This window comes from Rhizobium sp. TRM95796 (assembly GCF_025779995.1).
Lineage (GTDB): Bacteria > Pseudomonadota > Alphaproteobacteria > Rhizobiales > Rhizobiaceae > Rhizobium_E.
The window spans coordinates 52,239-78,650 of record NZ_JAOXHE010000017.1 but is presented as its reverse complement, the minus strand read 5'-3'; the positions used below and the strand labels follow the sequence as shown (position 1 = coordinate 78,650).

Sequence of the window (26,412 nt, the reverse complement as noted above, 5' to 3'; positions counted from 1 at the left end):
ATGACGCGCCGCCGGTCTTCCGGGGCGCGCCCCGGAAGACCGGCGGTCGCAGCACCTGGGGAAGATTCAAACGGCACCATTGGGGAGTATTGATCCGGTAGTGACAGGAGTCCGAAGGTGAGTTGGCTGAGCGGCACGCCTCGACCTTTGACAACCCCGTTCGGGGATGCCGCAAGTGCCCCAAACATCAGGCCGAGATGTTCGATCTTCTGGCTGGCTGTCTCCTCATTCCAGACGCCATTCCTGCGGTAGCCTATCTCGGTCAGTGTCGACGTCTTGAAGCGGATCAGGTCTGCCATCTCCATCGCAAGGCGAGGGGGTGCGTCGACGACACCGGAGAGCAGATCTGGATCCTCCAGCGCCTCGGTCGTAGGCCCTTTTTCGTCCTCATCTCGCAGCCAGCTAGAAGCCACCAGTCGAGGAGTGAGTGCACTCCCGCCATATGTGACCCCAGGGAACCGGATCGCGTAGCGCTGCTTCGTCGCTGCCGCCTGGAAACGTCTGTAATCCGTCGACCCAGAGATGATGACGCGCCGGACCCATTCCAGGATCTCTTCGCGATTTGAAAAAGGCAGGCTGCCGAAGTCGTCGGGAAGATGCCAGGCGAGCCGGCGACGCTCCGCCGGGCTGATGTCTTCCAGATCGTGGCCATATAGCGATCTGGACTGATGTGGCAGTTTCGCTTTGAAGTAGCCTCGCTCCAAGCCATATCTGCGCTCGATCCGGCAAAGGATATCAAAGCTGGCCACCGAGCGAGGCACACGCTGGCCCTCAATCCACGACAGCAAGGTCTTCGCATCAAAGGTTTCGTTTATGCGAACGACCGCCCGGTGGAGTTGCCAGTAACTCTCGCCAAAGCGACGCATTTGATACGCGAGTGCATCGGCGAATGAACTCGGGTCTTCGTTCGCCTCGAACAATGGTTCTGGTTTGTCAGAAACTGGTCTCGGCTTAGGAGCGGGGCGGCTAGGTGAGGGCGAGCTCTCGACCTCTTCGACTATGTGATGCTGGCTTGTCGGGGAGGGGGCAAACTTTCCCGTGGCACCGGCTATCGGCGCAGCTTGCAGTCTTCTGCCTTTCGGAGCGTCGTCTTCTACAGGCGGCTCCTTCAGCCAGCGCATGATCGCATCCAGCGCTGGTCGCAGTTGTTTCTTCAACGTTGTCGTCAGCGCTTCATCGATCCCACAATCGTGCGCTATCTGCCGCCAGTCATAGCGGTTGTATGTGAGAGCGGGTGTCTTTCGAAATGTGATCAACGCCAGAAGATAGGGGCGGAGGTTGTCCACCACCCAATCCGGTGCTACGGGGACAATACGCACATCGCAGTAGGTCGAGATCTTTTTCTGGAAATGGCGTCTGGAAAGGTCTTCGTTTGGCATGTGTCATTCCATATTTTCTCGGGGCCTCAGACCGAGGGCGTGCGGAATTAGGGGCAGACGGTTAAGAATCCGTAAAGCTGATAAGGGCGACTCGATGACCCAAGGAAGTCGTCGGACGTTCGCATCAATTTTTCAAGGATTGCGCCAACTCACTCCAGTCCGGTTATGTTCCGGCGAAGCACCTCTGAAAACTTCTTCAGTCCGCCTTGATGAACCGCGTCGATGAACGCCTCAACGGATGGAATTGTCTTGCGCAGATTATGCCTTGCACTTCTGACACTGGAGATTAGTGCATCAGGAAACGCCGCATGGAGATCGGTAAGGAAATCATCTGGCGACTTGCTGGTCACACCATGGGCGAGAAGGGTTCTCGCGGGAAAGTCCTTCAGGTTCCAGGTGACGATAACGGAGGCCTTCGCTGAAATGGCGGCTGCCAGAACATGCCGATCGTCAGGATCGGGTAACGTGAGCTCGTGCATCAACGGACGATAGTCCGCCACGACTGCCTCTGGGAGGACGGCGTTCATCCGGTCACGCGTGGTTTCGAGACGGTGGATGGACAAACCTGGTGTGTTAGCGGCGAGATTGCGCATCCACTCATCATGTATATCGTCGGTCCAGCGCGCCTCGACGAAACCGTCGAAGGCGCACTGGATCAGAATGTTGCGCAGGTGGAAGGGGTAGAGGACGCAGGCATCGTAGACCGCGACGGGCGGATTAGAGGCCATAGGTCTCGATCAGGTCCTCTGTGTCCTCGGCTAGCGCTTCCATCGCCGTCTGTCGTTTGTCGAGCTTCGATTTCAACGCGAGCACATCCTTAAGGAGGGCGCGGCGGTGTTTGCCGACGTAGCGGAATGGCAGATCGCCCCGGTCCATGCGCAAGACGACGAGCGGGCGGGAGATGCCGAGAATGGCTGAAATTTCGCTCGGGCTCAGTTCCTGGTCCTCGGCCAGCACGGCAACGCGCTCTCCGCGCAGCATGTGCGCCAGAAGGGCTTCAACAGCCGCGGCGGCCGAGGGCGGGATCGGGAGCGTCCGCTCCTTGCCACCTGCATCACGAACATGGAGTTCCAGCCTGTCGCCGGCAACCAGCTTTGGTAAGGGCGTTGCTATTTTTCGGTCGCGATCTGACAGTCTGGCGAAATGAACAATCTGGCTGGCCATGACGATATCTCCTTAGCCGTCAATATAGCGAACAAGGCCTCTAACTGCAATAACTGAAAGTGCGGGGTGGTTGCAATGGTGGTAATGGGGGGCGGTTCTTCGGAACGCTGGTTCGATTCCCATCAAGGCGGAAGTTCCCGGCCTTTGAGGCAAGACGCGGAAATTGTTTCTTCTTCATTCTTCTTCAGGCGCTCTGAACGCGAGCTTTTCCGAATCTTCAAGATATTTTGTTCCAGCTTCGTCCCGATCGGGATGGGCGGGTGGCTTTTATAGTAACAAGACTAAAATTGGTCCCGATCGGGACGTTTATTTGATTGTTCGTTGCTAGTGTGCTATTTCCGTCCCGAAAGGGATGATAATGAGTGCTGTTGCAGATGCTGAAACCTTTGGTGCGCTGGTTCGCGCCGAGAGGAAAGGCCAGAAACTGACCCAGGAACAACTCGCGGGCCTTGCTGGCGTGGGCGTGCGATTTTTGCGTGAGTTGGAGGCCGGCAAGGAGAGCTGTCAGCTTGGTCGCGCCTTGCAGGTCGCCCACACGCTTGGCCTCGTCGTCTCCGTCAATACTCGGCGCGAGCTCCGACTGTGACCAGATATCTCGATGTCTATTTCAAAAACACCAAAGCTGGCGTCCTCGGGCAGGATACCGACGGTACTCTTGCCTTCGTATATGACACTAATTACCTTCAGTCTGGTGGCCGTGCGATCTCCTTCTCAATGCCATTGAGGGAAGAACAATATTCCGATCAGGTCGTCCGCCCGTTCTTTTCCGGTCTTCTTCCCGACGAGGGCGCCAGGCAGCGCCTGGCGGGGGCGCTTGGATTATCGCCTGGCAATGCCTTCGGGTTGCTCGAGGTTATCGGCGGCGAGTGTGCCGGCGCTTTGTCTTTGTATCGCAGCGGGGAAGCGACGGCTGCGACTGATGAAGACGGTGTCGAGGTACTCACGAGCGAAAGGCTGGCCGAGTTGATCGGCAAATTGCGCGGTCGTCCTCTTCTTGGCGGCGAGGAAGGCGTCCGGCTCTCCCTTGCCGGAGCCCAGGACAAGCTCGCTGTCGTTGTTCAAGGCGACGCCATCGGATTGGCCAAGGGCGGGCGGCCGACAACCCATATTCTCAAGCCAGTGATCGAAGGATTGGAAGGAACCGTCGAGAACGAGCTCTTCTGCTTGCGACTTGCTGGCCGTTTGAACCTGCCTGTCCCCGCCGTTGACATGCGGCGGAGTGGAGAGACGGCATTTCTGCTCATCGAGCGCTACGACCGTGCACGGACACATGACGGGCGCATTGACCGATTGCATCAGGAGGATTTCTGCCAGGCTCTGAGCATACCGCCGGAACTCAAATATGAGGAGGAGGGAGGCCCGGGCGCTGAGCGCTCCCTCGACCTCATCAATCGCGTCTGCGGTCGACCCGCCGCCGACCGCCTGCGCTTCATTCGAATGCTGCTCCTACACTACCTTGTAGGGAATGCCGATGCCCATGGCAAAAACTATGCTCTGCTTTATCAGACGACCACGCCGGACCTCGCCCCGCTGTATGACGTGGTCTGCACAGCCGCATATCCAAGGTTATCCAAGAAACTTGCGATGAACATTGGAGGTCGAGGGGTTCCGGACACGATCCAGCTGAAACACTGGTTGAGCCTCGTTCCCGGCACCAAAGCAGCGCAGCGTCTGCTTATCAACGACATCGCTAGCCTGGCCGGCAACATCGAAAGAGAAGCCGATGGCCTGCTGCTGGAGCTATTGGAAGCGGGCATCCAGCATCCAATCCTCAAGACGGTGCGCGCGGTGATCGCCACTCGCGCCGCGCACCTGCTGAGGATTATCGATAAGTTCTGAGCCTTAGGCGCCTACGCCGCTTCCCACACCCGGTTCAGGATCTTCGCTGCCAAGGCAGCTTTGTCTTGTGGCAAGAAGCGCCCATAATGTTGGGCGACCATATCTGGCGTGTCCTGGATTGCGTAGCTCGCCTGTTCATACGATCCAGTTTGCTTCAGAATATGCGTCGCGAGCACATCGCGAACATTATGCGGTCCGTGCGGCAACAAGCCCTTGATCACGCCGCGGCCGGTGTAGGGGTTGAAGATGCCATAGCGTTGGATGGTCAGTTTCCAGGCTTCATAGAAGGTCGTCTGATTGTAGGCGGCGTCTTTGCTGGTCGTCTTCACAGTCTTGATAAATAGGGTGCCCGGGTCTTGGGATCGTCCTAGCAGCAGCCGACGATGCCGACTGATATAGGCATCGATATAGTGATAGAGATCCTGTAAATCGGGCAAAATGAGCCTGAAGGGTTTTGAGCCGAAGAATGACGAGTTCGCATTCTTGAATGCGACTGCTGGGATCAGTACTTCCCAGCCGCGATCGCGTTCGCTCCATCGAAGCTCGCCGCGCTTCAAGTCCTCCAGTCGGCGTTCTGACGTTGGAAACTGTCCGCGCGGGCACACCATAAGCTGCCGCAGATTTTTCTGGCGTAGGCCGAGGTGTAACCCCAGCCGGAGAAGGAGGAACGATCTAACGGCCTCGGCCGCGGCGCGCGGGTAGCGGCTTTCATCGGGCATGCGCTTGACGATTTCCTCGGTGATTTTTCTGTATTCTCCAAGTGGGCTTTCGGCCTCGAGTACGCACATGATCGGCTCGAACGGATCGCGATGGACGCGGGCTACGCGCTGAATTTCCTTCTGCCGTTGCGTTGCATGCTTGAAAGCGGTTTCGCACGCTCCGCACCAGTCACTCTGGGCGGCGCGGATTTCGGCGGCGGAAATCAATCCAGAAATTGGTTTCAGATTTACGGCGAGCTGGCGATGTTGCCACATCCAGCCCGTTTCCGGTCGGACCATGCCCAAGAGGATCTGAAGCATGTCCTCCTCCCACTTGGTGTAGAAGCCGCGCCGCCGCTCACGCCACTGCAGATACCAATCCCAAACACCTGGGAAGACGAGCAGGCCGAATGTGAGTTGAGCGAGCGGCACACCATAACCCTTGACAGCACTCTGCGGCGACGCTGCCAGCGATCCGAACATTAGTCCGAGATGCTCGATCTTCTGTGAAGTCGTTTCCTCGCCCCATACCCCGCTTCGCTGGAGTCCAACGGCTGTAAGAGTGGCGGTCTTGAAATGCACCAGGTTAGCCATCTCCAATGACAACCTCGGCGGCGCGTCTATCACACCGCCGAGCAGGTCTGGATCTTCGATAGAGGCATGATCGGACTCGATGCCATCGCCGCCAGCACTAAGTCTAGGGGACAGTGTGCTGCCGTAAGAAATGGCGGGAAATCGGATTGCATAGCGCTGTTTGGATGCGGTGGCCTGGAAACGCCGATAATCCGTAGAGCCAGAAATGATGACGCGGCGCACCCATTCCAAGATTTCCTCGCGTTTGACGAAGGGGAGGGTATTAAAGTTGTCGGGAAGATGCCAGGCCAGGCGGCGTCGTTCCGCGGCGCTGACCTCGCTTGCGAGTTCGAAGCCGGATGTCGAGCGTGATTGATGTGGCAGCTTTGCCTTGAAATACCCTGAGCGAAGACGATAGCGCTGTTCGAAGGATGACAGGACCTCCAGGCTATCGACAGTTCGAGGCGACCTCGATCCCTTCCTCCAACTTGCCAGTGTGGAGCGTTCAAAGCCTGGATGCCGGTCGGCGACCGCCCGATGGAGACGATAGTCAGAATCTCCATGTCTGCGCATATGGTACATCAGGGCAGAAGCGAATTCGATCGGATCTTCCGATGCGTCGAACAATGGCTCAGGGAACTCCTCGATCGGCTTGGGTGGGACGCCTGTCTTGCCTCTTGGATGACCAACGGCGCCATCTTCCGGTAACCTTGCCCTCTGCTCGACCTTCGTAGGTGAATGGTCATTTCCCGGCCCTGACTGTTCTTCGTCGATCCAGCGGACGATCGCCTCGAGTCCGGATTGAAGGGTTTGTCTCAAGGCGCTGCTCATAACGGTATCTAGGCCGCATGCTGCCTGAATTGATACCCAATCTGTCCGACCTGATCGCGTTGGCGGATGCTCGTGGTATATAATAAGGCTGAGGAGGTATGGTCGGATGTTGTTTAATTCGCTCGGTGAAACGAGCGGCGCTACGCGAACGTCGCAGAAGGAAGAAATTTTTCGCTGAAATTGAATAGATGAAGCAGACGGGTTTCTCATGGCGTTCCTGGTTTGCACTCTTAACCGGAACAGTTTCCGGCGTGGCCTGCTAAGGCGATAGATTAAATGAAACCTGAATCGCCTCGAGTTCGGGCGCCACAGCTGGGACGAACGCATCAGGAGGCGCATTGAGAATTGCCGCTGGCGCTTATGGTTCGATACCGTCCAAGGGGCACCGGACATCAATCCTAACGAGAATGCAGACGCAACTTCCGTGTTCTGCCATTGGCAGACGATCCTAGCCGTCTGCGAAGATCCTCAGACAGTCCGTTGTGGGTCGGCTTTCACAAAAGCCTCGATTTCACCCGGCTGCGCTAGCCAAACCTGGTCTCGTTTTGCGATGATATGGTCAAGCGCCGCCGTCAGGGCCGCCAGTCTGAAGGGTTGGCCGGAGATGAAGCTATGGACGACGATGCTCATGACCAGGGGCTGGGTGCGGGCGGCGAGCAGCATTTCGTCGAATTCGTCGACGATCATCTGCGCAAAATCACGCGCGGTCGTCTGCCGTCCGATCAGTGTTGTGCTGTCATTGAGCTCAAGTGCATAGGGAAGCGCGAGAAGCGGCTTGCTCTTGCCTTTGAGATAGATTGGCTGATCGTCCATCCGCAGATCGAGAAGATAGCTGAAACCGGCTTCGGGAAGGAGATCGATCGTGTTGTCGGTATGCGCAAGCCATGGGCTCGACCAGCCGCGCGCCGGGTAACCCTGCTTCTCGGTGATCTTCGATTGCACCGCTTTAATATAAGCGAGCTCTTCTTCGGGGCCCATGCCGGCCAGCGTGTCGGAATTGGTGAGGCCATGGCCGACCATCTCGATGCCGGCCTCATGCGCGGCATCCATGAGCGCAGGCGCGTGATCATAGACTTCGGTGTTGAGCAGCATGGCGGGCCGGATGCCGCGCGAGGCGAAGCGGTCGATCAGACGAAAGCCGCCGACACGGTTGCCGTAATCGCGCCACGACGTGTTGACCAGATCGGGCTTGCTGGCGCCGGGCATCAGGTCCTCCGTCATGCCTTGGCCGAAACGATATTCCTCGACGCCGAGGGCGACATAAAGCGCCAGACCATTGCCATCCGGCCAACGAAAATCCGGACGCTGGATGATCGGCTTGAAGTCGTAACGGCCATGGGTGGGAAGCATTGTGATCTCCTTTGTCTTAAGCGATCAGGCGCCGCTATAGCCAAGCCAGCGGTTGAAGCCGACGTCGCGCGCGGCGGCCTTGGCGACCATGGCCTCGTAATAGGGCAGCCAACGGGCGGCTTCGCTGCGCGCGCCCTCCAAGGCCGCCTTTCGGCCGGAGAAGATCTCACGCGCCTCTGCGCGTAGCGCGCGCTCATCGACGGTTGTCAGCCGGGTGCCGTCATAGACAATGCGGCCGGCGACCATGGTTGCGCGCACGCCGGCGCCGTTTTCGCAGAACACCAGCTGCCGCCGGATGTCGTTGAGCGGGGTGAACGCCGCCGTATCGAGATCGATCAAAGCGAGGTCGGCGAGCCGGCCGACTTCTATTGCGCCGAGACTGTCCCCGCGTCGCATGGCCTTTGCGCCGCCACGGAACAGGCAATCGAGGATCTCGGAGGCGTCGGGCCACCGCTTGTAGTCCGGATCGCCGATCGTATGGATCAGGGCGGCCTGTTTGGCGACGCCCCACATGTTGACGGCGTCATCTGCGATCGCCTCGTCGGTGCCGAGGCATATGTTGATCTTGCGCTCGCGCAGCGTCCTGAAAGGCATCACGCCGCTGCCGAGGCGTAGATTGCTGATCGGATTGTGAGCCACTGAGGCGCCGGAAGCGGCAATCAGGTCGTAATCGGCGTCGTCCATCCAGATCGCATGAATGATGTTCATGCGGTCTGAGAGCAGGCCGAGATCGTGGGTGTAGCGCACCAGCGAACGGCCGGCGAAGCGTGGCTGTTCATGGGCCAGAACGCGTTGCAGTTTGGTCTCCAGCATATGCACGTAGAAAGGCAGGTCATGCGCGCGGCTGAGGTCATCGAGCGCGCCCATATATTCGGGTGATATCCGTTGCGGCGCCGAGCAGGAGACGGCGGCGGAAAGCCGTCCGCCTTCTGCGCCATGCCACGCGTCGATCAGATGGCGGTAGCTTTCCAATAGCCGCTCCCGTCCGAAGGCCGGAGGATGGGCAAGCTCCGCGCGCATGGCGTCTGGCAGAAGCTCGGCCAGGAACGGCAGCTTTTCGACTTCGGCGAGTTCCGGTTGATCAAGCGCGACCGTGGCGCGGATGCCGACATCGCGATAGGCCTGCATCACGGTGTCGATCACCTCGGGCGTCGGATGCGGCACGAAAAAGGCGTCGTCCTGCACCGATGTTGCGCCGGTCTTCAACATTTCCATCGCTGCCAGCATGGTGCGCACATAGGCTTCGCGCGGGCTCGGTCTCAGCGCCTCGAGGTCGGGCGATTCATAGAGCATGAAGATTTCAAGCGGCAGGTTGGGCAGCATGCCCTTCATATGGTTGACCGGCGAATGGAAATGCGCGTTGATCAGGCCTGGAATGAGCAGATCGCCATTGCCCTCGATCACTTCGGCGTCCGCCGGCGTTGCCGCGGCAAGATCGGCGCCGATCGCGGCGATCGTGTCGCCCATGACCAGCACCGAGGTCGGCGCGGTAGCGCCTTCGGCAAGACCCTCATCATAGACCCGGACATTGCGAAACAGCACAGACATGTGGCGATACCCTTTCTGGGCGAAGGCTAGAAAAGCTTCGGCAGGCAGAAGCCAGCCGGCGGATAGTCATAGGTGGAGCGCTTGGAGGTCCTGAGGCCCGCGGCGACGAGAGCTTCGGCGAATTTCAGACCCACCATCACGCCATCGATGACCGGGACGGCGAGCGTTTGGCTCAGGGGTTCGACAAGATCGGAAAGCCCCGCGCAGCCCAGGATGATTGCTTCGGCATGGTCCTGATCGATCGCAAGCCGGGCTTCCTTCTCGATGATCGGCGCGCTGGCGGCAACTTCGTCTTCAAGATTCAGCACTGGAACATCGACGGCGCGCACCGTGCAGCGATGCGACAGGCCCGTGTCGGCCAGCACCCGCAGCGAATGCGCGCGGGTGCGCGGCGGCAGCGTGACGATGGAGAAGCGGTGGGCGATGAGGGATGCAGCCTGCAGCGACGCCTCCGTCATGCCAATCACGGGGCCGCGGGCGATTTCGCGCGCCTGATGCAGTCCGGTATCGCCGAAACAGGCGATGACATAGGCGTCTATGCCGCCTTTCTCGCCCTCAGCCACCGCATGCATCACTCCCAGCGCCCCAAGCGCCTCTTCCGCATGGCTTTCGATCGAGGCTGCTCCGACGCCCGGTTGCACAGCGACCACGTCGGTGCCGGGGGCTGCGATGGCGCGGGCGCTGTGCAGCAGGCGGGTGGTGAAGGCGGCAGTGGTGTTGGGATTGACGATGCAGATCTTCATGATCCGGTCCGCCATGTCCGGAGACGCTCGACGGCTTCATCAGACTTGGCGCGGAACATCGGATCGGCACCATAATCGGACACGGCGAAGGCGGCCGCAACCGCTCCGGCGCGCGCCGCCTGCTCGAGATCGCAACGATTTTGCAACAACGCCGCCAGAAAGCCGCCACAAAAACTGTCGCCGGCGCCGGTGGTGTCGACAACCGATCCCGGGAAAGGCGGTATCCGGATCATGCGATCGGTCGGGCGCTCATGGACCAGCACGCCCTCTGCTCCCAGCTTAAGCACCACGATCGAGGGTCCGAGATTGGCAAATGCGCGTGCGGCAGCCTGCCAATCGGTGTGCCCCAGCAATTGTTGCGCCTCGTCCGCGCTCGGCATGAAGATATCGCAGTCGCCGATCATCCGTCGCAGCCGCTCCTCATTGCCGCAGATGTAATCCTCCTGCATATCGAGCGCGATGAGGCGGTTTGGCCGGTCCTTGAGACCGGCGACGAGGTCGATCTGCGCGTCGAGCGTCATGGCGAGGATCAGGACGATCTCCGCGTCGAGATAGGACGCAGGGATATCGGAGATGGTCGGCGACAGCGTGTGAAACGCGTCGTCGCCATTGTAGAGCGTCCAGACGCGTCCGCCATCGGCGTCATAGGCGACGCGGTTGTGCAACGACAGGATATTCCGCGACGAAAGGCCGGTTTCGGAAAGACAGGCCGCCCGGATCTGGTCGCTAATGGATGCCGGCCAGTCGCAGCCGACGGGCGCGACCATCTCCGTGCGCGGCTCAAACAGCCGCGCTGCAAGGCAAGCATAGAGCGCATCGCCGCCGGTGCATCCGGGGCGCTCGGTCCCGTCGGGCAGCACGACATCGTCAATCGTCAGATTGCCGAGGCAGACGAGGCGCGGGTTCGTCATGGAGGTCATCCGCGCGCCAGTTCCGCGCGGCGGAATTTTTCCATCGCGACATGGTGGGCGAAGAGCTGCACGGGCACGCTATAGACAAGCGCCGCAAGGCATTCCGGCACAGCTGGCAGCCTGAGAACCGCGTCTGAATAAATGTCGAGCATGCTCTGGTTTTCGGTCACGATGCTGTAGATCTTTCCCTTCCAGCGCTTGCCTTCGAAGGCTGTGTCTCGCGCGCGGAATATCGAGGGGCCATCGGGCGCGATCAGGAACAGCGGGTCGCCTTCCTTCTGCGAATTATAGTGATGGAACTCTTCGAGCGGAATGGCCAGCCCTTGATCCGGCGAACATTCCTTGACCTTGGCTGCGCCGAACATGGCCGACGCGAAAGCTGGGCCGCCGGCCGCATAGAGATAGAAGCTGCGATCGGACTCGAGGCGGGCGATGTCGATGAGCGCCGCTTCGTGTTGTTCTACAACATCGACCATCTGTCCGGGCGCCGCGTCAAGGGCAGCCTGAAGGCTCTCGATGCGGACGTCGCTGGGGTCGACCGCGCGCGCCCAGTCGATCGCAAACTGCGCGAGCAGCGCCATGGCCGCCGTGCTGGCCTGGGTTGGCCACCCCTTACGCTCGGCGCGGATCATCAGGCCGCGATCCGATTCCGTCATCAAGGCGGAGCCGGGCGTATTGCTGAGCGCCAGCGTCTTGGCGCCCTTGGCGCGGGCTATGAGCATGGCCTCGACGGTGCGCGTGGTCATGCCGGAGGAACTGAGCGTGATCACCAGCGTGTCCGGCCCTGTGGTGCGGCTGGCGTAATAGGCGTAATCGAGCGCCTGGATCGGCTCCACGGGGATGCCCAGCAGCTTTTCGAAGATATCGCGGACGCCGAACATCACGGCGAGGGAATCGCCACAGCCGGTCATGATGATGCGCCTGATCCCTTGTACGGCAAAATGTTGTGCGGTCTCAACGGTTTCGGCGCGCGCCTCGCGGAGCGTGTCGCGGATGGCGTCGGCCTGGCCGAGGATTTCGACCCGGGTCAGTTCGACGCGGCGCTTGCGCTTTTCGTCGAGCGGATCGTCGGTCGGCAGCGCGTCCATCAGGCGCGCTTCCTTCTCGAACAGCATCTCGACAAGCGCCCGGGCCTTGGCGTCAAGTGGAGAATCGGGGTGGAGGAGGGGGGTGACGTATGACTGGCTCATGGCCTCTGCTTCTGCTTTCAAGATTCAAACAAGTTCGCAGCGACGGCTGAGAAGCTGGGCGGCGAGAAAACGACCGGGATCGGCCTTGTCCTGGCTGACATTGGGATCAAAACCACTTTCAACGGCGAGCGCGTAGGACAGCATCTGCAGCGGCGCGGGCGTCAGCAATGGCGAGAGCCAGGCCGGCGTCGCCGGCAGGCTGATCCTGTAGGTGGCGCCCTCTACCGGATGGCCCGACGTCTCGATCGCCAGGGTCCGCATGCCGGCATGGGCCAGCGCCCCGGCTGTGTTGGAAGCGAGCCGGGCAACTTCGGGCGTGGAGGCGATCAGAATGACGAGTTCATCCTTGCGGCTCGACCAGAACAGGCTGTGGGCGAATTCCTCGATTTCGCTGGCCCAGACCGGAGCCTGAACCACCTTCACCAGCTTGGCTGCGCCGTACTCAGCCGTTGCCCAGTCCGTGCCGGCGCCCAGCACGCGCACGCCGCCGAGACCTTGGCCCAGCACCTCGGCGCATATGCCAGGCAGCAGGCGCTGGCAGAGGTCGAGGCTGTCGGGGATGGTCTCTCGGAGCAGCGTCGTCATCTCCGGGCCTTTGCAACTGACCTGCGGCCGACGATCTGACGCACGCGCTGCGCCTTCGAGCAGCATCATCAGGCCGAGGATCGTGCCGCTATAGCGCGTAGTGCCCGTGAGAAAGGGCGCGATGTCGTCGATCCTCAGCGAGGCTATGGCGTCGGCCGCGGCGCCCATCGCCGCGCCGTCTTCATTCGTCAGCGCCACATAGCGGCCGCCGGCGGACGTGATGCGCTGGGCTGCGGCAATCGTGCGATCCACCGTTCCGGACATGGAAATGGCGATGGCGCGGTCGGCCGATACGGGTTTGCGGTTTTCCGACAGCAGATAGTCGAGGCTGGTTACGCCCTCCATCGGCATGTCGAAGGCGGACGCGGATATGGCGGCCACTGCGCGGGCTGCGAACCAGCCGTCGCCGCATCCGAAGGCGGCCAGATGTCCGCCTGTATCTGGCGTCAGATGTTCCGCCCCGATAGCGGCAAAACTGTCGTAGCGGTCGAGAAGCCGGGCAAGAACCTCGCCCTGCCGTAGGATGTCGACCAGCATATGAGGCTGGTCTTTGGATGTCGTTGGCATTGTCGCACTCCTGAATGCCCCTGAGGCTGCCGGTTGTCCGTTTTTTCCGCAAGGAAAATTTTCGAAAATTTGCGATAGCGTTGTGTGAGAAAATTTGGCATTAATTTTTGGGCAGTTGGTCTTGGGGGCAGTCGTGACAGCATTGAACGCCATGCAGCGTCATCAGCGGATTCTGGAGGCGCTCGAGGCCGACGGCAAAGTGTCCGTGATGGGCCTGTCCGACAGGCTCAGAGTCTCCGTGGTCACCATCCGCAACGATCTCGAGCAGTTGGAGCGCCAGCAGGTGTTGCGGCGTATTCGTGGCGGCGCGCTGGCGGTGAGGGCGGCGCGGTTCGAACGGCCGCTGCATCTGGCGAGCCAGGCGTTCACGGAGGAAAAGCAACGCATCGCCAAGCTCGCAGCCACTCTGGTCCGCGATGGTGAGACGATCATGATCGACGCTGGCAGCACAGCGCTTGCTTTTGCGCGCGCGCTTTCCAAGTCCTTGAATGATGTGGCTGTTGTGACCAATTCGTTGGATGTGGCGCTGGTTCTCGCGGAGCATCCGGGCATTCGCGTCGTGGTGACGGGCGGCACGCTGCGCGGCGCGCAGCGTTCTCTGACGGCCCCGTTCTCGACGTTGGTGATCGGGCAGTTGAACGCCGATACCGCCTATATCTCCTGCACCGGGATTGATCTCGACAAGGGGTTCACAACCGGCAGCTGGGAGGAGGCGGAGGTGGAGAAGGCGATGATCGCGGCGGCCAGTCGATGCGTCATCCTGGCCGACCACAGCAAATTCGGCCATGTCGGCAGCGCCCGGGTCGCCGATCTCGCCACCGTCGATCTCCTGGTCACCGACAATGATGTCGCGCCGGAGGCGGTCATCTCCTATGAGGCCAGGGGCCTGCAGGTGCTGACTGCGTAACGGGCATATACAGTCGCCTGTTGATGCTTTTTTGCGCAGGATTCGCGATGGGACAAAATGAATGGTCAAAGCTTTCGAAAAAATTCCATTGCCAAATTAGCGAAAAGGCGCAAGCTTTTGCCGTCATCAATAAAAAAATGGGAACAGCACGATGAATTCAGGGCCTATTCTCACCAGGCGACAGCTCGGCAAAGGCGCTGCGGCGCTTGCCGCGCTGACGAGCTTGCCGCGGGGCGCTTTCGCGCAGACCTCGCCTGTCGTGATCGCATCGGAAGACGATGTCTCGACGCTCGATCCGCATCTCATCCGCAACAATCACCCGATCGGCAGCGTCATCTGGTCGGTCTTCGACAGTCTCGTGCGCCGCAATGCCGACGGCACGCATGAGCCGCGCCTGGCCTTGAGCTGGGAACAGGCCGAGCCCACCCGCTGGCGCTTCAAGCTGCGCGACGGCGTGACCTTCACCAACGGCGAAAAGTTCGACGCCGCCGCCGTGAAGTTCAATTTCGAGCGCATGAACATCGCGCCGTTCAACGGCGAAAGCCAGCTGTGGCCGCAGACAGGTCTGACCGAGGTCAAGATCGTTGATCCCCTGACGGTCGACCTCGTCACCAGCGCGCCGACCATCAACATGCTCTATTGGCTGGAAGAGGCCTTCATCGGCGCGCCCGCCTATCTGAAGGACACGCCGGCCGATGTCGTGGGCGCCAATCCGATCGGTTCCGGTCCTTACGTCGTGACCGAATGGAAACAGGGCGACCGCGTCGTGCTCAAGGCCAATTCCGGCCACTGGAACGGCGAGCCGGCGATCAAGGACGTAATCTTCCGCGACATTCCCGAACTGTCGTCGCGCATCAATGAGCTCAAGGCCGGCAGCGTCGATATCGCCGTGGGACTGACGCCGGACACGGCGGAGGATGCGAATTCCGACAAGTCTAAGGCTGTGTCTGTGGCGGGCCTGCGCAAAATGCATATGGGCATTTCACTCAATGGCATCGAGCCGCTGAAGGACAAGCGCGTGCGCCAGGCGCTGAACTATGCAGTGGACGTCAAGACCATGGTGGAAACGCTGCTCGGCGGCCAGACGAAGCCGATCGTCTCCATCGTCAACCCACCCAACAACAATCCGGACCTGAAGCCGTTTCAATACAATCCGGAAAAAGCCAAAGCGCTCTTGGCGGAGGCCGGCTTCACCGACTTCGAGATCCCAATCGCCTATGGTCGTTATCCGGCAGCGAAAGAAGCTGCTGAAACGGTGGCCGCCTTTCTCGAGGCCATTGGCCTCAAGCCGAAGGTAGAAGCCTATGAGCCGGGCAAGTTCTCCGACATGATCCGCTCGAAGGCCTTCAAGGGCATCTATTACTATGGCTGGGCGTCCCTGATCAATCCATCGGTCGAGCTCGTCATCCTGACCTCGGACGCCGTGGACAATTCCAGCGCCTACAACAATCCGGAGTTCGACGCGCTGGTCAAAAAGGCGTCGGTGACGCTTGACGACGCGGAGCGCCAGAAGCTGCTGACTGCAGCCGAAACCATGGTGTGGGATGATTGCCCGTGGATTTATCTCTGGTACCTGCCGGCGATCTATGGGGTGAGCAACCGCCTCGACTTCCCGGTTCGCCCCGACGATTATGTCGAGATGTCCCGCGCCAAGCTTAAGGCGTGATCTGATATGCTGGTCGGATGGGGCTGCGAAAACAGCCCCATTCTGACAATGCGGCAACCTGCGGCGCTGCTGGAGACAAGTGCATTGAACTATCTGACCAATCGGCTCCTGAGGGCGCTCCTCGTCCTCATTGGGGTCAGCTTTGCGACATTCATGGTGGCCCAATCGACGGGCGACCCGGTCGCCCTGCTGATCAAGCCCAACGCCACGGAGGAGGCGCGCCGCGCGCTCACCGAATATCTCGGCCTCGACAAGCCCATTCTTGCTCAATATGGCCTGTTCCTGTGGCGGGCGTTGCAGGGCGATCTCGGTCAATCCTTCGTCTACAATCAGAGCGTCGTGAGCCTTGTGGCCGATCGCCTGTCCAACACATTCCTGCTGGCGCTCGCGTCCTTCACAATCGCCCTCGTCCTTTCCGTGACGCTTGGGGTGCTGGCGGCGCTTTATCGCAACACCTGGATCGATGCGGTGATCACCATGTTCACGATGATCGGCCTTGCTGTACCCGCCTTCTGGTTGGGGCTGATGCTGATCCTGATTTTTGCCGTCACCTGGCAATTTTTCCCGGTATCGGGGTCGGACGGCGCCAGTTCGCTGGTGCTGCCGGCGCTGACGCTGTCGATGCAATCGACAGCAAGGCTCTGTCGCCTCGTGCGGTCGGGCATGATCGAGGTGCTGAATGCGGATTTCATCCGCACCGCGCGCGCCAAAGGTCTCTATGAAAGGCGGATTGTCTGGGTGCATGCGTTGCGCAACGCCTTGCTGCCGGTCGTGACCATGGCGGGCCTGGAGCTTGGCGATCTCATTTCCTCCGCTGTCGTCATCGAAGCCATTTTCGCCTGGCCGGGCATCGGCCGGCTCGCCATCGGCGCCGTCTCGTCGCGTGATTTCCCGCTTCTGCAGGGCACTGTGCTGGTCTCGGCCTTTTGCTTTGTCGCTATCAATCTGTTCGTCGACTGGCTCTATCACCGGATCGATCCGCGGGTGAGAAACACATGAGCGCTTCCTTCACACGCTTCCTGTCGCGCAACGCTGTCGGGATCATCGGCGGCGCCATCATTCTCTCCGCGGTGGCGATCGCGGTGTTCGCGCCGCTGATCGCGCCGGTCTCTGCCAGCCAAATCGACCTTCGCGCACGGCTGGCGCCGCCCGTCTTCGTCGAGGGCGGTTCGATTAAGCACCTGCTGGGGGCCGACAATCTGGGCCGCGATATTCTTTCGCGCCTGATTTATGGAAGCCGCATCTCGCTGGCCGTGGGCACGGCGGCAGCCCTGCTGGGTGCGGTCATCGGCAGCCTGATGGGCATCCTCGCCGGCTATTTCGGCGGTAAGGTCGATGGCGTGATTTCCTGGTTTGTCGATGTGCAACTCGCCTTTCCCTTCACGCTGTTGGCGATCTTCCTCCTGGGGACATTGGGCGGCGGATTTTACGCAGTCGTGATCGTGCTGGCGCTGGCGACCTGGGTGAACTACGCCCGCGTGGTGCGCGCCCAGGTGCTGACCGTGAAGGTGCAGGACTATGTGCTCGCCGCCCGCGCCGTCGGCGTCGGCACGCCGCGAACGCTATGGCGCTATATCTTCGCCAATTCAACCGCGCCGATCATAGTTGTCGCCAGTTTCTCGACGGCGCAAGCGATCCTGACACAGGCCGCGTTGAGCTTTCTCGGCGTTGGCATCGACCCAACGATTCCGTCTTGGGGGGCGATGCTCAATGACGGCCGCGACTATCTACAGAAAGCCTGGTGGATTGCGACATTCCCTGGCCTCGCCATCGCGTTCACCGTGCTAGGCGTCAACCTGTTCGGCGATTGGCTGCGAGATCGCCTTGATCCGAGGAGCGTCCGATGAGCCAGGCACTTCTTGATGTGAAAAACCTCAATGTCCGGTTTGGACCGGTCCATGCTGTCCGCGATGTATCCTTTCAAGTGGCAGCGGGAGAGACCTTGGGTGTGGTGGGCGAATCCGGCTCGGGCAAGAGCACGACCATGCTTGCCATGCTCGGCCTGCATCCAAAGCGCCAGGCGGACGTGACCGCGTCCCAGCTCGATTTCGATGGCGAAGATCTGTTGTCGAAGCCGGGTGTCGCCATGCGCGATCTTCGAGGGAGGCGGGTCGGGCTGATCTTTCAGGATCCGCTCGCCGCGCTCAACCCTCTCATGACCGTCGGAAAACAGATCGCAGAAGTTCTCATACGTCATCGCGGCTTTGACAAGAAGACAGCACTGGCAGAGGCGGTGAATCTTCTCGAACGCACCGGCGTGCCGGATCCGAACAGGCGCGCGGGACAGTTTCCGCATCAGTTTTCGGGCGGCATGCGCCAGCGCGTCATGATCGCCATCGCCCTGGCTGGCCGGCCAGATTTGCTGATTGCGGACGAACCAACCACAGCGCTCGATGTGACCGTGCAGGCAGAGATCGTTCGTCTGATCCGCGACATCCAGCAGGCCAGCGGTATGGGCCTGGTCTGGATCACGCATGATCTGGCGCTGATGGCGCGCGTCGCGGACCGGGTGATGGTGATGTATGCGGGCGCCGTGGTTGAGGAAGCGCCCGTTGATCGCCTGTATGCTGCGCCCCGCCATCCCTACACGGCGGGCCTTTTGGGCAGTATTGCGCGGTTGGACCAGCCACGCGGCAAGCGGGCTAGCGCCATTGCCGGCGCCCCGCCGTCGATGAGCCAGCCTGTTGTGGGTTGCGCCTTTGCGCCGCGCTGTCCGCTCCGCTTCGACAAATGCAGCGTCGCGCCGCCGCTGATGGCGCTAGGCGAGGGCGCGAGCGCCGCCTGCTGGAGAGTTTCGGGAGAGCAGTCATGACCGATCCCATCAACGCGGCGCCTCCGGTCTCCGAGGCGATCGCGCTCAAGGTTCAGTACCAGACGCGCCGACGAAATTGGCGAGGTCAACTCAGCATCAGCACCGTGCGCGCTGTTGATGGCGTGGATCTTCGGGTCGAACAGGGAGAGGCGCTCGCGCTGGTGGGAGAATCCGGCTGTGGCAAGTCCACCTTGGGACGCGCGCTGCTGCGACTTGAACAGGTGAGCGAAGGCGCAGTCCGCTTTTCCGGGAAAGATCTGACCGGGCTCGATCAGTCGCTGCTGCGGCCGCTGAGGCGCAACATGCAAATGGTGTTCCAGGACCCGTTCTCTTCGCTCAATCCGCGTATGAAGATTGGCGAAACGCTCGCTGAACCCCTTCTCGTCCATGGCCTTGCAACAAGAGCGGAGGCGCGCGCGCGTGTGGCGGAGATGCTTGAAATTGTCGGCCTTGACCCTGCGGTCGCCAACCGTCATCCGCACGCCTTTTCGGGCGGGCAGCGACAACGCATCGCCATTGCCCGCGCCGTCATCGCCCGACCGAGCTTCGTTGTGGCCGACGAACCGATTTCTGCGCTCGACATCTCCGTGCAGGCGCAGATCCTCGACCTCTTCGAGGATCTCAAGGAGCGCTTTGCGCTGACCTATTTGTTCATCAGCCATGATCTGGCCGTGGTGCGCCATATCGCCGACAGGGTGGCGGTCATGTATCTCGGTCGGATCGTTGAGGAAGGATCACCGGAAACCGTCTTTGGCAATCCCGTGCACCCCTATACGCAGGCGCTTCTGGCTGCGGTGCCATCGCCCGATCCTGTGCGGGAGCGAAATCGGCCTGAGCCGGTTTTGCGCGGAGAGCCGCCTTCGCCGGCCAGCAGGATTGTCGGCTGCCGGTTCCGTGGCCGATGCGCCCACGCGATGCCGATCTGCGCCACCTCCGATCCCGCGTTGGCGCGTGTCGGAGACAACAAACATTCAGCGGCATGCTTCCTTCATCATCACGAAGCCCGTCAACAGCAAGCAGCGCTTCCATGATTGCGGGAGTTGGATGGAACCGCAGGACTCAAGCTTAGTGTGCTGACTCGTTAGCTCACTATCAAAGCCCTGATATGTTAGAGAATAGCAAAAGGCGTGCCAGGAGAACCGGTTGCCCCTTCAATGCGCAGTGGCGCGAAAGCATAAACGAATTCGTACCGTCCAGTTTCTGCGAGCGGATCGAGGTTCATGCCTTCATGCAGGTAAATGCCGTGTCGCATGATCAGGTGCTGATGACAGGGAAGAACCATGTCTGGATCAATAGGGGGAACCACATCGATGGCGAAGTTGTCGGCGCCAACCACAACAGGTTCGCGTTCCGAGAGAAATTCCGCAGCGGTGAGACCGAGACCGGGCTCGCCGTCATACCAGGTCTCAGCCTCTGAGAAGAACCGGGAGCCGTGGCCGGTGCGGATCAAAACGACGTCGCCTGGATTCAACCAAGCGTTCTCGTCGAAACCTTGTCGCTCAATGCAGGCGCGGAGATGATCAGGCGTGATCTCGAACCCGTTCTCAAGCGGCGCGCCGAACAGCGCCTGAACGTCGAGCAGAACGCCGCGGGTGAAGAATATCGGCGCTTTTTCGATGCCGAGTTTCTTCAGCCCGTAGGGCGACCAGATGTCCGAAAGCTTGTTGCCGTTGTAGACGAGGGTCTCGCAGTGACCGCAGGGATAGGAGACCTGGTGGCCGAGATGGCCGAGCGCATCCATATGGGTGCCGATCTGGCCGAGTTCGGTGCAGACGAAGTCATCGTTCCACACGGTGCGGCTTGTCCTGCCTTCCGGACCGCCGGTCGGACCGCCGGGCATTTTGAGCCCGAATGTCCGGCCCGGCGACAGAGGCATGCCGACGCGATAGGGAAATCCGAGTGAGATCGTTTCGCCGGTGCGGATCAAACGCGCGGCTTCAAGCACTTTGTGCGGACCCAGCAAATTGCCGGCGCCGATTTCATCCTCGACGCCCCAGCGTGAGGGAAACCAGTGTTGCCCGAGGGCGGGGTTTTCTTGATCGCTCATAGGCGCTCCTATGCCGGAAGGCGGGCGGAATAGGCAAAGCGCCGGCGCCACAGAACATATCGGATCAGCGCCTCCGATATAATGACGAAAATCATCAGCGCGCCGGTGGCAAGGCTTTGCATCCAGAAGGGTGCGCCCAGAGCGGCGATGCCGCTGACCAGGAAGCGGATGGTGAAGAGCCCGATCAGTATCCCGAGTATTGAGCCGCGACCGCCGGACAGCGCTATGCCGCCGATCAGGCAGGCGGTTACCGCTTCCAGCAGGACGGCCTCGAAGCCGAGCGGGCTGGCGCTTCCATTCTTGATCGATATTAGCGAACCGGCCAGACCCGCAAGCGCTGCGGACATGGCGAAGATCAAGACCATAGGTCGACGCATGGAGACGCCCGCGGCGCGCGCTTCACTTCGTCCGCCGCCAATGGCGAAGATTTCCCGACCGAACAACGTGCGGCGTGCAAACAGATCGATGATGAGAAAAAGCGCGAGCAGGACGAAGGAGGGAACGGAAAAAATAAGATACTTTGCCGAAAGGAAATCAGTTTCAGCAATGTTTTCAAACGGAACCAGCGCTGTTTTCTCATCGGACATAACCAGGGTCAGACCGCGCAATGCGATCAATGTGCCGATGGTGAAAACCATGGAGTTGATATTGAGCTTGTAGATGCAATAGCCCTGCACGGCACCGATCGCGGCGCAAATGACGATGACCATGATGAAAGCCGGCGTCACTCCAAATGCGAAGAACTTGATCGACAGAATGCCGGCGAAAGCCGCCATGGAGCCGACGGACAGATCCATTTCGCCGGCGATCATCGTCAAGCCAACGCCAATCGCAATAATGCCCGCCAGTACGGCGCCATCGAGCAGAGCCGCCACGCCGGGCGCCGAATAATAGCTGGGTATCCTGGTTGCGAAGATACAATAGACCAACGCCATGAGCGCGACCCGCGCCAGATTGCCTTTCGTCTCGGATGTCATTTTCACCGCGACCTCGTCTGAATGATATGAAACAGGCTAATCGACGCCACGACCAGCAGACCAACGATGGTCATGCGCAGGCCAGCGCTCAGCCCGTTCAGCAACATGAAATTTTGCAGAAGCGCGATCAGAATAGCGCCCATGCCCGCCTGGAGGGGGGAGCCATGGCCGCCGCGGAGCGCTATGCCGCCGACGAGCACGGCGGCAATGTAATCGAAGTCATACCCCATGAAGAGATCGGCTTTGGCCTGCGAAAACTGAGACACGTTGAGGATCGCCATCACCGCCGCGCCGATGCAGAGCGCTACGCAGCCGACAGACGTGACGAGTCCGACGCGAAGACCACTGGCGACCGCCGCTTTGGGATTGGCCCCGCAGAGCACGATTTCACGGCCAAGCTTGAAATGGCGGATAATCACCCAGCTGGCGATGGCGAGCAGAAGGAACGCCCAGCTCTGCGTCGGCATGCCGAGCGGACGCGCCGTGCCGAGCCAAAGCGCCGCGTCGCTATCGATGCGCAGGATGGAGTTGCCCGACAGGAGCGCCGCGAAACCTCGAAAAACCGTGCCGAAAGCGAGCGTGGTGATGATGGGGTTGCCGATCAGTGATATCGCGACGCCTTGGGCGATGCCTGACAGGGCCGCCAACAGGAGAGTGGCCGCGATGCCGGCGGCAAAGCCCAGATCCGACGTGGTCAATGCGAAGACGACGGCCAGGAGCGCGCCCAGCGAACTTGCCGACAGCGCGAAGAGATTGCCTGAGATCGTCACATAGCTCATGCCGATCGCGACGATGCCGGTGAGCGACGCCGCCCGGATCACGACGAACAGATTGTCGATCGTGGCGAAGCCGGGCGTCGTGGCGCCGGCAACGGAGATCAGGAACACGATGGCGAACAGCGCGTATATGGACCTCGGCAAGGTCCTGTCTTTCCTCGCGGGCAAGGTTTGACGTGTCATTAGACTGGTCATTTTCTGGTCCGGTTTTGCGTTCAGGCGGCTTCGTGCGCGCGGGTTACATCTCGCGTCAAGCTCTCAGCCGTTGCGGTTTCGGCTTCCACCACTCGCACCAACTCTCCATGGAAGAAGGTGGCGATCCTGTCGGCCAGCCCCAAAACTTCCTGAGTGTCCGACGATGCGAAGATGATCGACATGCCCTCATCCGCCAAGGCGCGCAGATTGCCGTAGATCTCGGCCCGAGCGCCAACGTCGACGCCGCGGGTCGGCTCTTCGACGAGCAGCACCTTCGGATCGAGCCCTATCCATTTGCCGAGCGCCACTTTCTGCTGGTTTCCGCCGCTGAGATTGCCGGCAAGGCGGCTGAAATAGCGTTCGTCGAGGCCGAATTTCGCAGCGATCGACCGGATATGCGATCGTTCCCGACCCGGGGAGAGAATCTGAAAGCGACTGATGGCCCCGAGAGCCGGCGCCGAGAGGTTTTCGGGCACACTTCGCACAGCGAAAATTCCGTCGCGCTTTCTGTCCTCCGAGCAGTAGACAACGCTTTCGGCGATGGCGTCGGCGATGGTCTTGGGCGCATAAGGACGCCCGGCGAGCGCGATCTGCCCCGATTGAATCGGAGTCACGCCCGCCAACATTCTGAGAAGGCTGCTTGCGCCGCTGCCCACCTGTCCCGCCAAAGCGAGGATTTCGCCTCTTCTGAGGCTGATGGAAACGGGAGACTTGAGGCCCGACGCCAGACAGCGGTCAAGGTTCAGGTTCACATCTCCCAGATGTTTGGCGCGAGGTGGAAACATTTGCCCCAGCTGACGGCCGAGCATCGTTTCGATGAGCGCATCGATCGTCAGTGTTGCAGTGTCGAGCGCGGGATAGCTCTTGCCGTTGCGAAGTACGGTGACGCGCTGGGTGAGATCAAACACTTCCGGCATGCGATGGGTGACGTAGATCACCGCGCAACCTTCAGCGGCAATCGCCCGCACGGCCGCTTTGACGCGCAGGATCTCGGTTTCGGACAAAGCTGCGGTCGGTTCGTCGAGAATGGCGATTCTGGCTTTTCGAGACAATAGACGCGCTATTTCCATCAATTGCCGTTCGGCGACGGAATAGTCTTCCGCCAACGCCATGGGATCCACATGGCCCAATCCGACCTGGACGAGGTAGGGGCGCGCCAGTTCGGCCAGTCGTGAAGCAGACCTTATGACTCCGATCGACGCGTCGCCGAGGAAGACATTCTCGGCTACCGACAGGCTGTCGATGATCGACAGTTCCTGCGCTACATAGCCGACCCCCGCGGCGCGCGCCTGCGCCGGGGAGCGGATGGCGACAGCGCGGCCGTCGATCTCGATCTGACCACCGTCGGCCGGTTCGATGCCGGCCAGTATCTTCACGAGCGTCGATTTGCCTGCGCCATTTTCGCCCATCAAGGCCATGACCTGACCTGCCTCGACGGCGAGGTTCACCTTGTCGAGCACAAGCGTCGGTCCATAGCTCTTGATGATGTCGGTCATCTTCAGCATAGCGTCAATCCCGGTCGGAGGAGCGCCGCACGTCGCCGCGCGGCGCCTTTGGCGTCAGAAGTTGCAGAGCTGATCAGCGGTCTTGCCCCAGAGCTTCGCCGCATCATATGCCGCCTGGCTGTTTCCGACAGCCGGATTTGGCAGGAAGTTATACTTGTAGAGCGGATCGGAATCGGAGGGTGTCGCGTCGGGGTTGGCGTCGAGATACTTCTCGCCGTCAAGAACCTTTCCTTGAGCGACGTATTTGCCGAGAGCCTGAACGGCCATCCAGCCCTCCCAGTAGCCCGATTGAACTGCCGTGCCGGCAATTTCGCCGCTCTTCACATGCTTGGAGTCGCCATGGCAGGTGCCGCCAACGATGAAGATATCCTTGCCCGGGGTCAGGCCGTTTTCACGCGCGGCTTGGGCGGCGGCTCCGGCGAGCGAGTCGTTTTCGGTATAGAGCCAGGTCAATTCGCCCTTATGGGCCGGAATGATCTGCGCGGCGACCTTGTATCCCTCGTCTTCGAGGAAGCCGGCGGTCGGCACGACGTCGATGACGTTCAGCTTACCCTTCACGGCGTCCTGGAAGCCCGTGGCGCGGTCGTCGCCAGCCGAAACGCCGGCAGGAAAGCGGATGATCGCGCCCTTGTCGCATTTGACCGACGCCTTGGCGCAGGCGTCGAGCAGGATCTCGGCCGCTGTCTTGCCGCTCAGGAAATCGTTGGCGCCAGCATAAGCTGTCCAGTATGCCTCCGTCCCCTTGATAGGATATTGGTTGGAAACGATCACGGGAGCGCCGGATTGTGACAAGGCGCGGAGAGAGGCGACGCCGGCGGCATTTTCGAATGGCCACCAGACATAACCGGCGATCTGTTCGCCGGACGCAAGCTGCTGCTGCACCTGGCTGTCTTGTTCAGCTTGATTGAAGTTGTTCTCCACCACCTTGATCGTGTAGCCGAGTTCCTCGGCCTTGGCCTTCGCACCCGCCTGGAACTGGCCGATATAGGGATTGGTGCTCGACGGCACGAAGGCGACGATGGTTCCTTTACTGTCGGCTGCATAGGTCGACGAGCAAAGCAGGCTCGCCGCAAGAGACGCCGCGATGGCGAGTGTCGTTTTCATTGTCATGGTCTTCCTCCCATGGCCATTTTGGCCGTTAGCGCCGCAATGCGGCCCTCCTCATAAAACCGAAGCTGCCCATTCCTTCGGGAAAGGTGGCATCGGCCATTTCGACTGCCCCGCGTCACCCGCATGGCGCAAACTAGATGCCGCCCCCTTCGCCAAGAGAGCTGAAATGCTGGATCATTCGCTCCGCATCTGGGACGATCCCGGTGAACAGCTCAAATGCGCCCACCGCCTGGAACACGGCCATGCCGCCGCCATTAACGACTCGACAACCAAGGCGCGCCGCTTCGGCCAGCAATTGGGTTTCAAGCGGAAAATAGACGATTTCGGCGACCCACTGATCTCCGTTCAGCAGGCTAACGTCGAACGGAACGCCCGGATGAGCGGCCATACCCGTGGGCGTCGCGTGCACAACGCCATCCGCTCGCCCAATTGCCGAGGCCATGTCGACACCGACCCTGAAGACGCAGTTAGGATGGTGTTTCTTCAACTGCTCGACCAGCCGCGCGCTTCGTGCGGAATCGACATCGAGGACGCAGAGTTCACGACAGCCCATGGAAGCGAGCGCATGCGCCACCGCCACGCCCGCCCCGCCGGCGCCGACCAGAACGACGCGTTCGAGGCGCGCATCCGGTAAACTGCGCTGAAACCCACGAGCAAAGCCGGACCAATCGGTATTGTGGCCGGTGCGTCGCCCATTGACGAAAGTAATTGTGTTGATCGCGCCCAGGACTGCGCCGTCCTTTGAGAGGGAATCGACGAAACCGGTCGCCGCTTGTTTGCAGGGATGGGTCACATTGACGCCCGCGAACCCGTCACGTTCCGCTTGATCCAAGAGGCGGGGCAGGGCGTCCAATCCGACGTTGAGTTCGGCGAGATCAATGAGGTCGTAGCGATAGTTCAGCCCGTTGAGCCTACCTTCGCGGATGTGCATGGCGGGCGTGCGCGATGCGCTGATGCCGCTGCCGATTAGGCCCACGCGAATGGGCCGCGTCATTGTTTCCGCCACTTCATTCACTCCTCCCAAACGCTGCCGGCAGGT

Annotated in this window: 23 protein-coding genes and 1 pseudogene; 8 read left to right on the top strand and 16 right to left on the bottom strand. The window is 60.7% G+C overall.

The window, feature by feature from the left end:
- The 3 genes and pseudogenes from OCK01_RS25165 to OCK01_RS25155 all read right to left on the bottom strand — a co-directional run.
- Positions 1–1,379: pseudogene (locus tag OCK01_RS25165) on the bottom strand (hypothetical protein); the annotation flags it as partial.
- Positions 1,380–1,528: 149 nt separating this feature from the next.
- Entirely contained in the window at positions 1,529–2,107 is a 579-nt protein-coding gene (locus tag OCK01_RS25160; protein ID WP_263826339.1) for a PIN domain-containing protein, read from the bottom strand.
- On the bottom strand, positions 2,097–2,543 hold the full coding sequence (locus tag OCK01_RS25155) for an excisionase (RefSeq protein WP_016555300.1): 447 nt from the start codon (positions 2,541–2,543) through the stop codon (positions 2,097–2,099). Before OCK01_RS25155 ends, OCK01_RS25160 begins: the two co-directional genes overlap by 11 nt.
- A 358-nt stretch (positions 2,544–2,901) precedes the next feature.
- Here OCK01_RS25155 and OCK01_RS25150 point away from each other — a divergent pair, with 358 nt between their 5' ends.
- Both OCK01_RS25150 and OCK01_RS25145 read left to right on the top strand, forming a co-directional pair.
- A complete protein-coding gene (locus OCK01_RS25150; RefSeq protein ID WP_263826338.1) occupies positions 2,902–3,129 on the top strand; it encodes a helix-turn-helix domain-containing protein in 228 nt (75 codons plus the stop codon).
- Positions 3,126–4,382, top strand: a complete 1,257-nt coding sequence (locus OCK01_RS25145; RefSeq protein WP_263826337.1) for a type II toxin-antitoxin system HipA family toxin — start codon at positions 3,126–3,128, stop codon at positions 4,380–4,382. Before OCK01_RS25150 ends, OCK01_RS25145 begins: the two co-directional genes overlap by 4 nt.
- Positions 4,383–4,393: 11 nt before the next feature.
- Here OCK01_RS25145 and OCK01_RS25140 read toward each other — a convergent pair whose 3' ends face one another.
- The 7 genes from OCK01_RS25140 to OCK01_RS25110 all read right to left on the bottom strand — a co-directional run bounded on the left by OCK01_RS25140 (position 4,394) and on the right by OCK01_RS25110 (position 13,378).
- Positions 4,394–6,694, bottom strand: coding sequence for a hypothetical protein (locus OCK01_RS25140; RefSeq protein ID WP_263826336.1), 2,301 nt, complete (start codon positions 6,692–6,694; stop codon positions 4,394–4,396).
- Between the two features lie 258 nt (positions 6,695–6,952).
- Positions 6,953–7,834: a polysaccharide deacetylase family protein gene (locus OCK01_RS25135; protein ID WP_263826335.1), complete on the bottom strand. Its 882-nt coding sequence runs from the start codon at positions 7,832–7,834 to the stop codon at positions 6,953–6,955.
- 24 nt (positions 7,835–7,858) lie between these two features.
- Positions 7,859–9,382: an amidohydrolase family protein gene (locus OCK01_RS25130; protein WP_263826334.1), complete on the bottom strand. Its 1,524-nt coding sequence runs from the start codon at positions 9,380–9,382 to the stop codon at positions 7,859–7,861.
- Between the two features lie 26 nt (positions 9,383–9,408).
- Positions 9,409–10,125, bottom strand: a complete 717-nt coding sequence (locus tag OCK01_RS25125; RefSeq protein WP_263826333.1) for an aspartate/glutamate racemase family protein — start codon at positions 10,123–10,125, stop codon at positions 9,409–9,411.
- Positions 10,122–11,036, bottom strand: a complete 915-nt coding sequence (locus OCK01_RS25120; protein ID WP_263826332.1) for a carbohydrate kinase family protein — start codon at positions 11,034–11,036, stop codon at positions 10,122–10,124. Before OCK01_RS25120 ends, OCK01_RS25125 begins: the two co-directional genes overlap by 4 nt.
- Positions 11,037–11,041: 5 nt before the next feature.
- The gene (locus OCK01_RS25115; RefSeq protein WP_263826331.1) at positions 11,042–12,226 is read right to left on the bottom strand and encodes an SIS domain-containing protein; all 1,185 of its coding nucleotides are present in this window, start codon (positions 12,224–12,226) and stop codon (positions 11,042–11,044) included.
- A 24-nt stretch (positions 12,227–12,250) separates the two neighbouring features.
- On the bottom strand, positions 12,251–13,378 hold the full coding sequence (locus OCK01_RS25110) for an SIS domain-containing protein (protein ID WP_263826330.1): 1,128 nt from the start codon (positions 13,376–13,378) through the stop codon (positions 12,251–12,253).
- A 133-nt stretch (positions 13,379–13,511) separates the two neighbouring features.
- On the opposite strand from OCK01_RS25110, the gene OCK01_RS25105 reads away from it, so the two are divergent.
- The 6 genes from OCK01_RS25105 (at position 13,512) to OCK01_RS25080 (ending at position 19,794) form a co-directional block, all read left to right on the top strand.
- Positions 13,512–14,285: a DeoR/GlpR family DNA-binding transcription regulator gene (locus OCK01_RS25105; protein ID WP_263826329.1), complete on the top strand. Its 774-nt coding sequence runs from the start codon at positions 13,512–13,514 to the stop codon at positions 14,283–14,285.
- Positions 14,286–14,436: 151 nt separating this feature from the next.
- The gene (locus OCK01_RS25100; RefSeq protein ID WP_263826328.1) at positions 14,437–15,951 is read left to right on the top strand and encodes an ABC transporter substrate-binding protein; all 1,515 of its coding nucleotides are present in this window, start codon (positions 14,437–14,439) and stop codon (positions 15,949–15,951) included.
- Positions 15,952–16,035: 84 nt separating this feature from the next.
- Positions 16,036–16,950 carry an ABC transporter permease gene (locus OCK01_RS25095; protein WP_263826327.1) on the top strand — a complete coding sequence of 305 codons (915 nt, stop codon included), beginning with the start codon at positions 16,036–16,038 and terminating at the stop codon, positions 16,948–16,950.
- On the top strand, positions 16,947–17,798 hold the full coding sequence (locus OCK01_RS25090) for an ABC transporter permease (protein WP_263826326.1): 852 nt from the start codon (positions 16,947–16,949) through the stop codon (positions 17,796–17,798). The genes OCK01_RS25095 and OCK01_RS25090 overlap by 4 nt, the downstream gene beginning before the upstream one ends.
- Positions 17,795–18,763, top strand: a complete 969-nt coding sequence (locus tag OCK01_RS25085) for an ABC transporter ATP-binding protein (protein ID WP_263826325.1) — start codon at positions 17,795–17,797, stop codon at positions 18,761–18,763. Before OCK01_RS25090 ends, OCK01_RS25085 begins: the two co-directional genes overlap by 4 nt.
- Positions 18,760–19,794 carry an ABC transporter ATP-binding protein gene (locus OCK01_RS25080; RefSeq protein WP_263826324.1) on the top strand — a complete coding sequence of 345 codons (1,035 nt, stop codon included), beginning with the start codon at positions 18,760–18,762 and terminating at the stop codon, positions 19,792–19,794. Before OCK01_RS25085 ends, OCK01_RS25080 begins: the two co-directional genes overlap by 4 nt.
- Before the next feature lie 77 nt (positions 19,795–19,871).
- On the opposite strand, the gene OCK01_RS25075 is transcribed toward OCK01_RS25080, so the two are convergent.
- The 6 genes from OCK01_RS25075 to OCK01_RS25050 form a co-directional block, all read right to left on the bottom strand.
- On the bottom strand, positions 19,872–20,810 hold the full coding sequence (locus tag OCK01_RS25075) for a cyclase family protein (RefSeq protein ID WP_182829492.1): 939 nt from the start codon (positions 20,808–20,810) through the stop codon (positions 19,872–19,874).
- An 8-nt stretch (positions 20,811–20,818) separates the two neighbouring features.
- Positions 20,819–21,745, bottom strand: a complete 927-nt coding sequence (locus OCK01_RS25070) for an ABC transporter permease (protein WP_263826323.1) — start codon at positions 21,743–21,745, stop codon at positions 20,819–20,821.
- A gap of 44 nt (positions 21,746–21,789) precedes the next feature.
- Positions 21,790–22,707, bottom strand: coding sequence for an ABC transporter permease (locus OCK01_RS25065; RefSeq protein ID WP_263826322.1), 918 nt, complete (start codon positions 22,705–22,707; stop codon positions 21,790–21,792).
- A gap of 71 nt (positions 22,708–22,778) precedes the next feature.
- A complete protein-coding gene (locus OCK01_RS25060; RefSeq protein ID WP_263826321.1) occupies positions 22,779–24,263 on the bottom strand; it encodes a sugar ABC transporter ATP-binding protein in 1,485 nt (494 codons plus the stop codon).
- A 54-nt stretch (positions 24,264–24,317) separates the two neighbouring features.
- Complete coding sequence (locus OCK01_RS25055) at positions 24,318–25,373, bottom strand: sugar ABC transporter substrate-binding protein (RefSeq protein WP_263826320.1); 1,056 nt, start codon at positions 25,371–25,373, stop codon at positions 24,318–24,320.
- A gap of 133 nt (positions 25,374–25,506) precedes the next feature.
- Positions 25,507–26,367 carry a shikimate dehydrogenase gene (locus OCK01_RS25050; protein ID WP_263826343.1) on the bottom strand — a complete coding sequence of 287 codons (861 nt, stop codon included), beginning with the start codon at positions 26,365–26,367 and terminating at the stop codon, positions 25,507–25,509.
- Positions 26,368–26,412: the final 45 nt, after the last annotated feature.

Bases quoted from the DNA above. Each gene is read 5' to 3' on its own strand.
- OCK01_RS25115 (WP_263826331.1), bottom strand. From the start codon at position 12,226: ATGAGCCAGTCATACGTCACCCCCCTCCTCCACCCCGATTCTCCACTT.
- OCK01_RS25060 (WP_263826321.1), bottom strand. From the start codon at position 24,263: ATGCTGAAGATGACCGACATCATCAAGAGCTATGGACCGACGCTTGTG.
- OCK01_RS25090 (WP_263826326.1), top strand. From the start codon at position 16,947: ATGAGCGCTTCCTTCACACGCTTCCTGTCGCGCAACGCTGTCGGGATC.
- OCK01_RS25150 (WP_263826338.1), top strand. From the start codon at position 2,902: ATGAGTGCTGTTGCAGATGCTGAAACCTTTGGTGCGCTGGTTCGCGCC.
- OCK01_RS25055 (WP_263826320.1), bottom strand. From the start codon at position 25,373: ATGACAATGAAAACGACACTCGCCATCGCGGCGTCTCTTGCGGCGAGC.
- OCK01_RS25100 (WP_263826328.1), top strand. From the start codon at position 14,437: ATGAATTCAGGGCCTATTCTCACCAGGCGACAGCTCGGCAAAGGCGCT.
- OCK01_RS25110 (WP_263826330.1), bottom strand. From the start codon at position 13,378: ATGCCAACGACATCCAAAGACCAGCCTCATATGCTGGTCGACATCCTA.
- OCK01_RS25120 (WP_263826332.1), bottom strand. From the start codon at position 11,036: ATGACGAACCCGCGCCTCGTCTGCCTCGGCAATCTGACGATTGACGAT.
- OCK01_RS25085 (WP_263826325.1), top strand. From the start codon at position 17,795: ATGAGCCAGGCACTTCTTGATGTGAAAAACCTCAATGTCCGGTTTGGA.
- OCK01_RS25075 (WP_182829492.1), bottom strand. From the start codon at position 20,810: ATGAGCGATCAAGAAAACCCCGCCCTCGGGCAACACTGGTTTCCCTCA.
- OCK01_RS25050 (WP_263826343.1), bottom strand. From the start codon at position 26,367: ATGACGCGGCCCATTCGCGTGGGCCTAATCGGCAGCGGCATCAGCGCA.
- OCK01_RS25080 (WP_263826324.1), top strand. From the start codon at position 18,760: ATGACCGATCCCATCAACGCGGCGCCTCCGGTCTCCGAGGCGATCGCG.
- OCK01_RS25070 (WP_263826323.1), bottom strand. From the start codon at position 21,745: ATGGCGTTGGTCTATTGTATCTTCGCAACCAGGATACCCAGCTATTAT.
- OCK01_RS25140 (WP_263826336.1), bottom strand. From the start codon at position 6,694: ATGAGAAACCCGTCTGCTTCATCTATTCAATTTCAGCGAAAAATTTCT.
- OCK01_RS25130 (WP_263826334.1), bottom strand. From the start codon at position 9,382: ATGTCTGTGCTGTTTCGCAATGTCCGGGTCTATGATGAGGGTCTTGCC.
- OCK01_RS25125 (WP_263826333.1), bottom strand. From the start codon at position 10,125: ATGAAGATCTGCATCGTCAATCCCAACACCACTGCCGCCTTCACCACC.
- OCK01_RS25155 (WP_016555300.1), bottom strand. From the start codon at position 2,543: ATGGCCAGCCAGATTGTTCATTTCGCCAGACTGTCAGATCGCGACCGA.
- OCK01_RS25160 (WP_263826339.1), bottom strand. From the start codon at position 2,107: ATGGCCTCTAATCCGCCCGTCGCGGTCTACGATGCCTGCGTCCTCTAC.
- OCK01_RS25135 (WP_263826335.1), bottom strand. From the start codon at position 7,834: ATGCTTCCCACCCATGGCCGTTACGACTTCAAGCCGATCATCCAGCGT.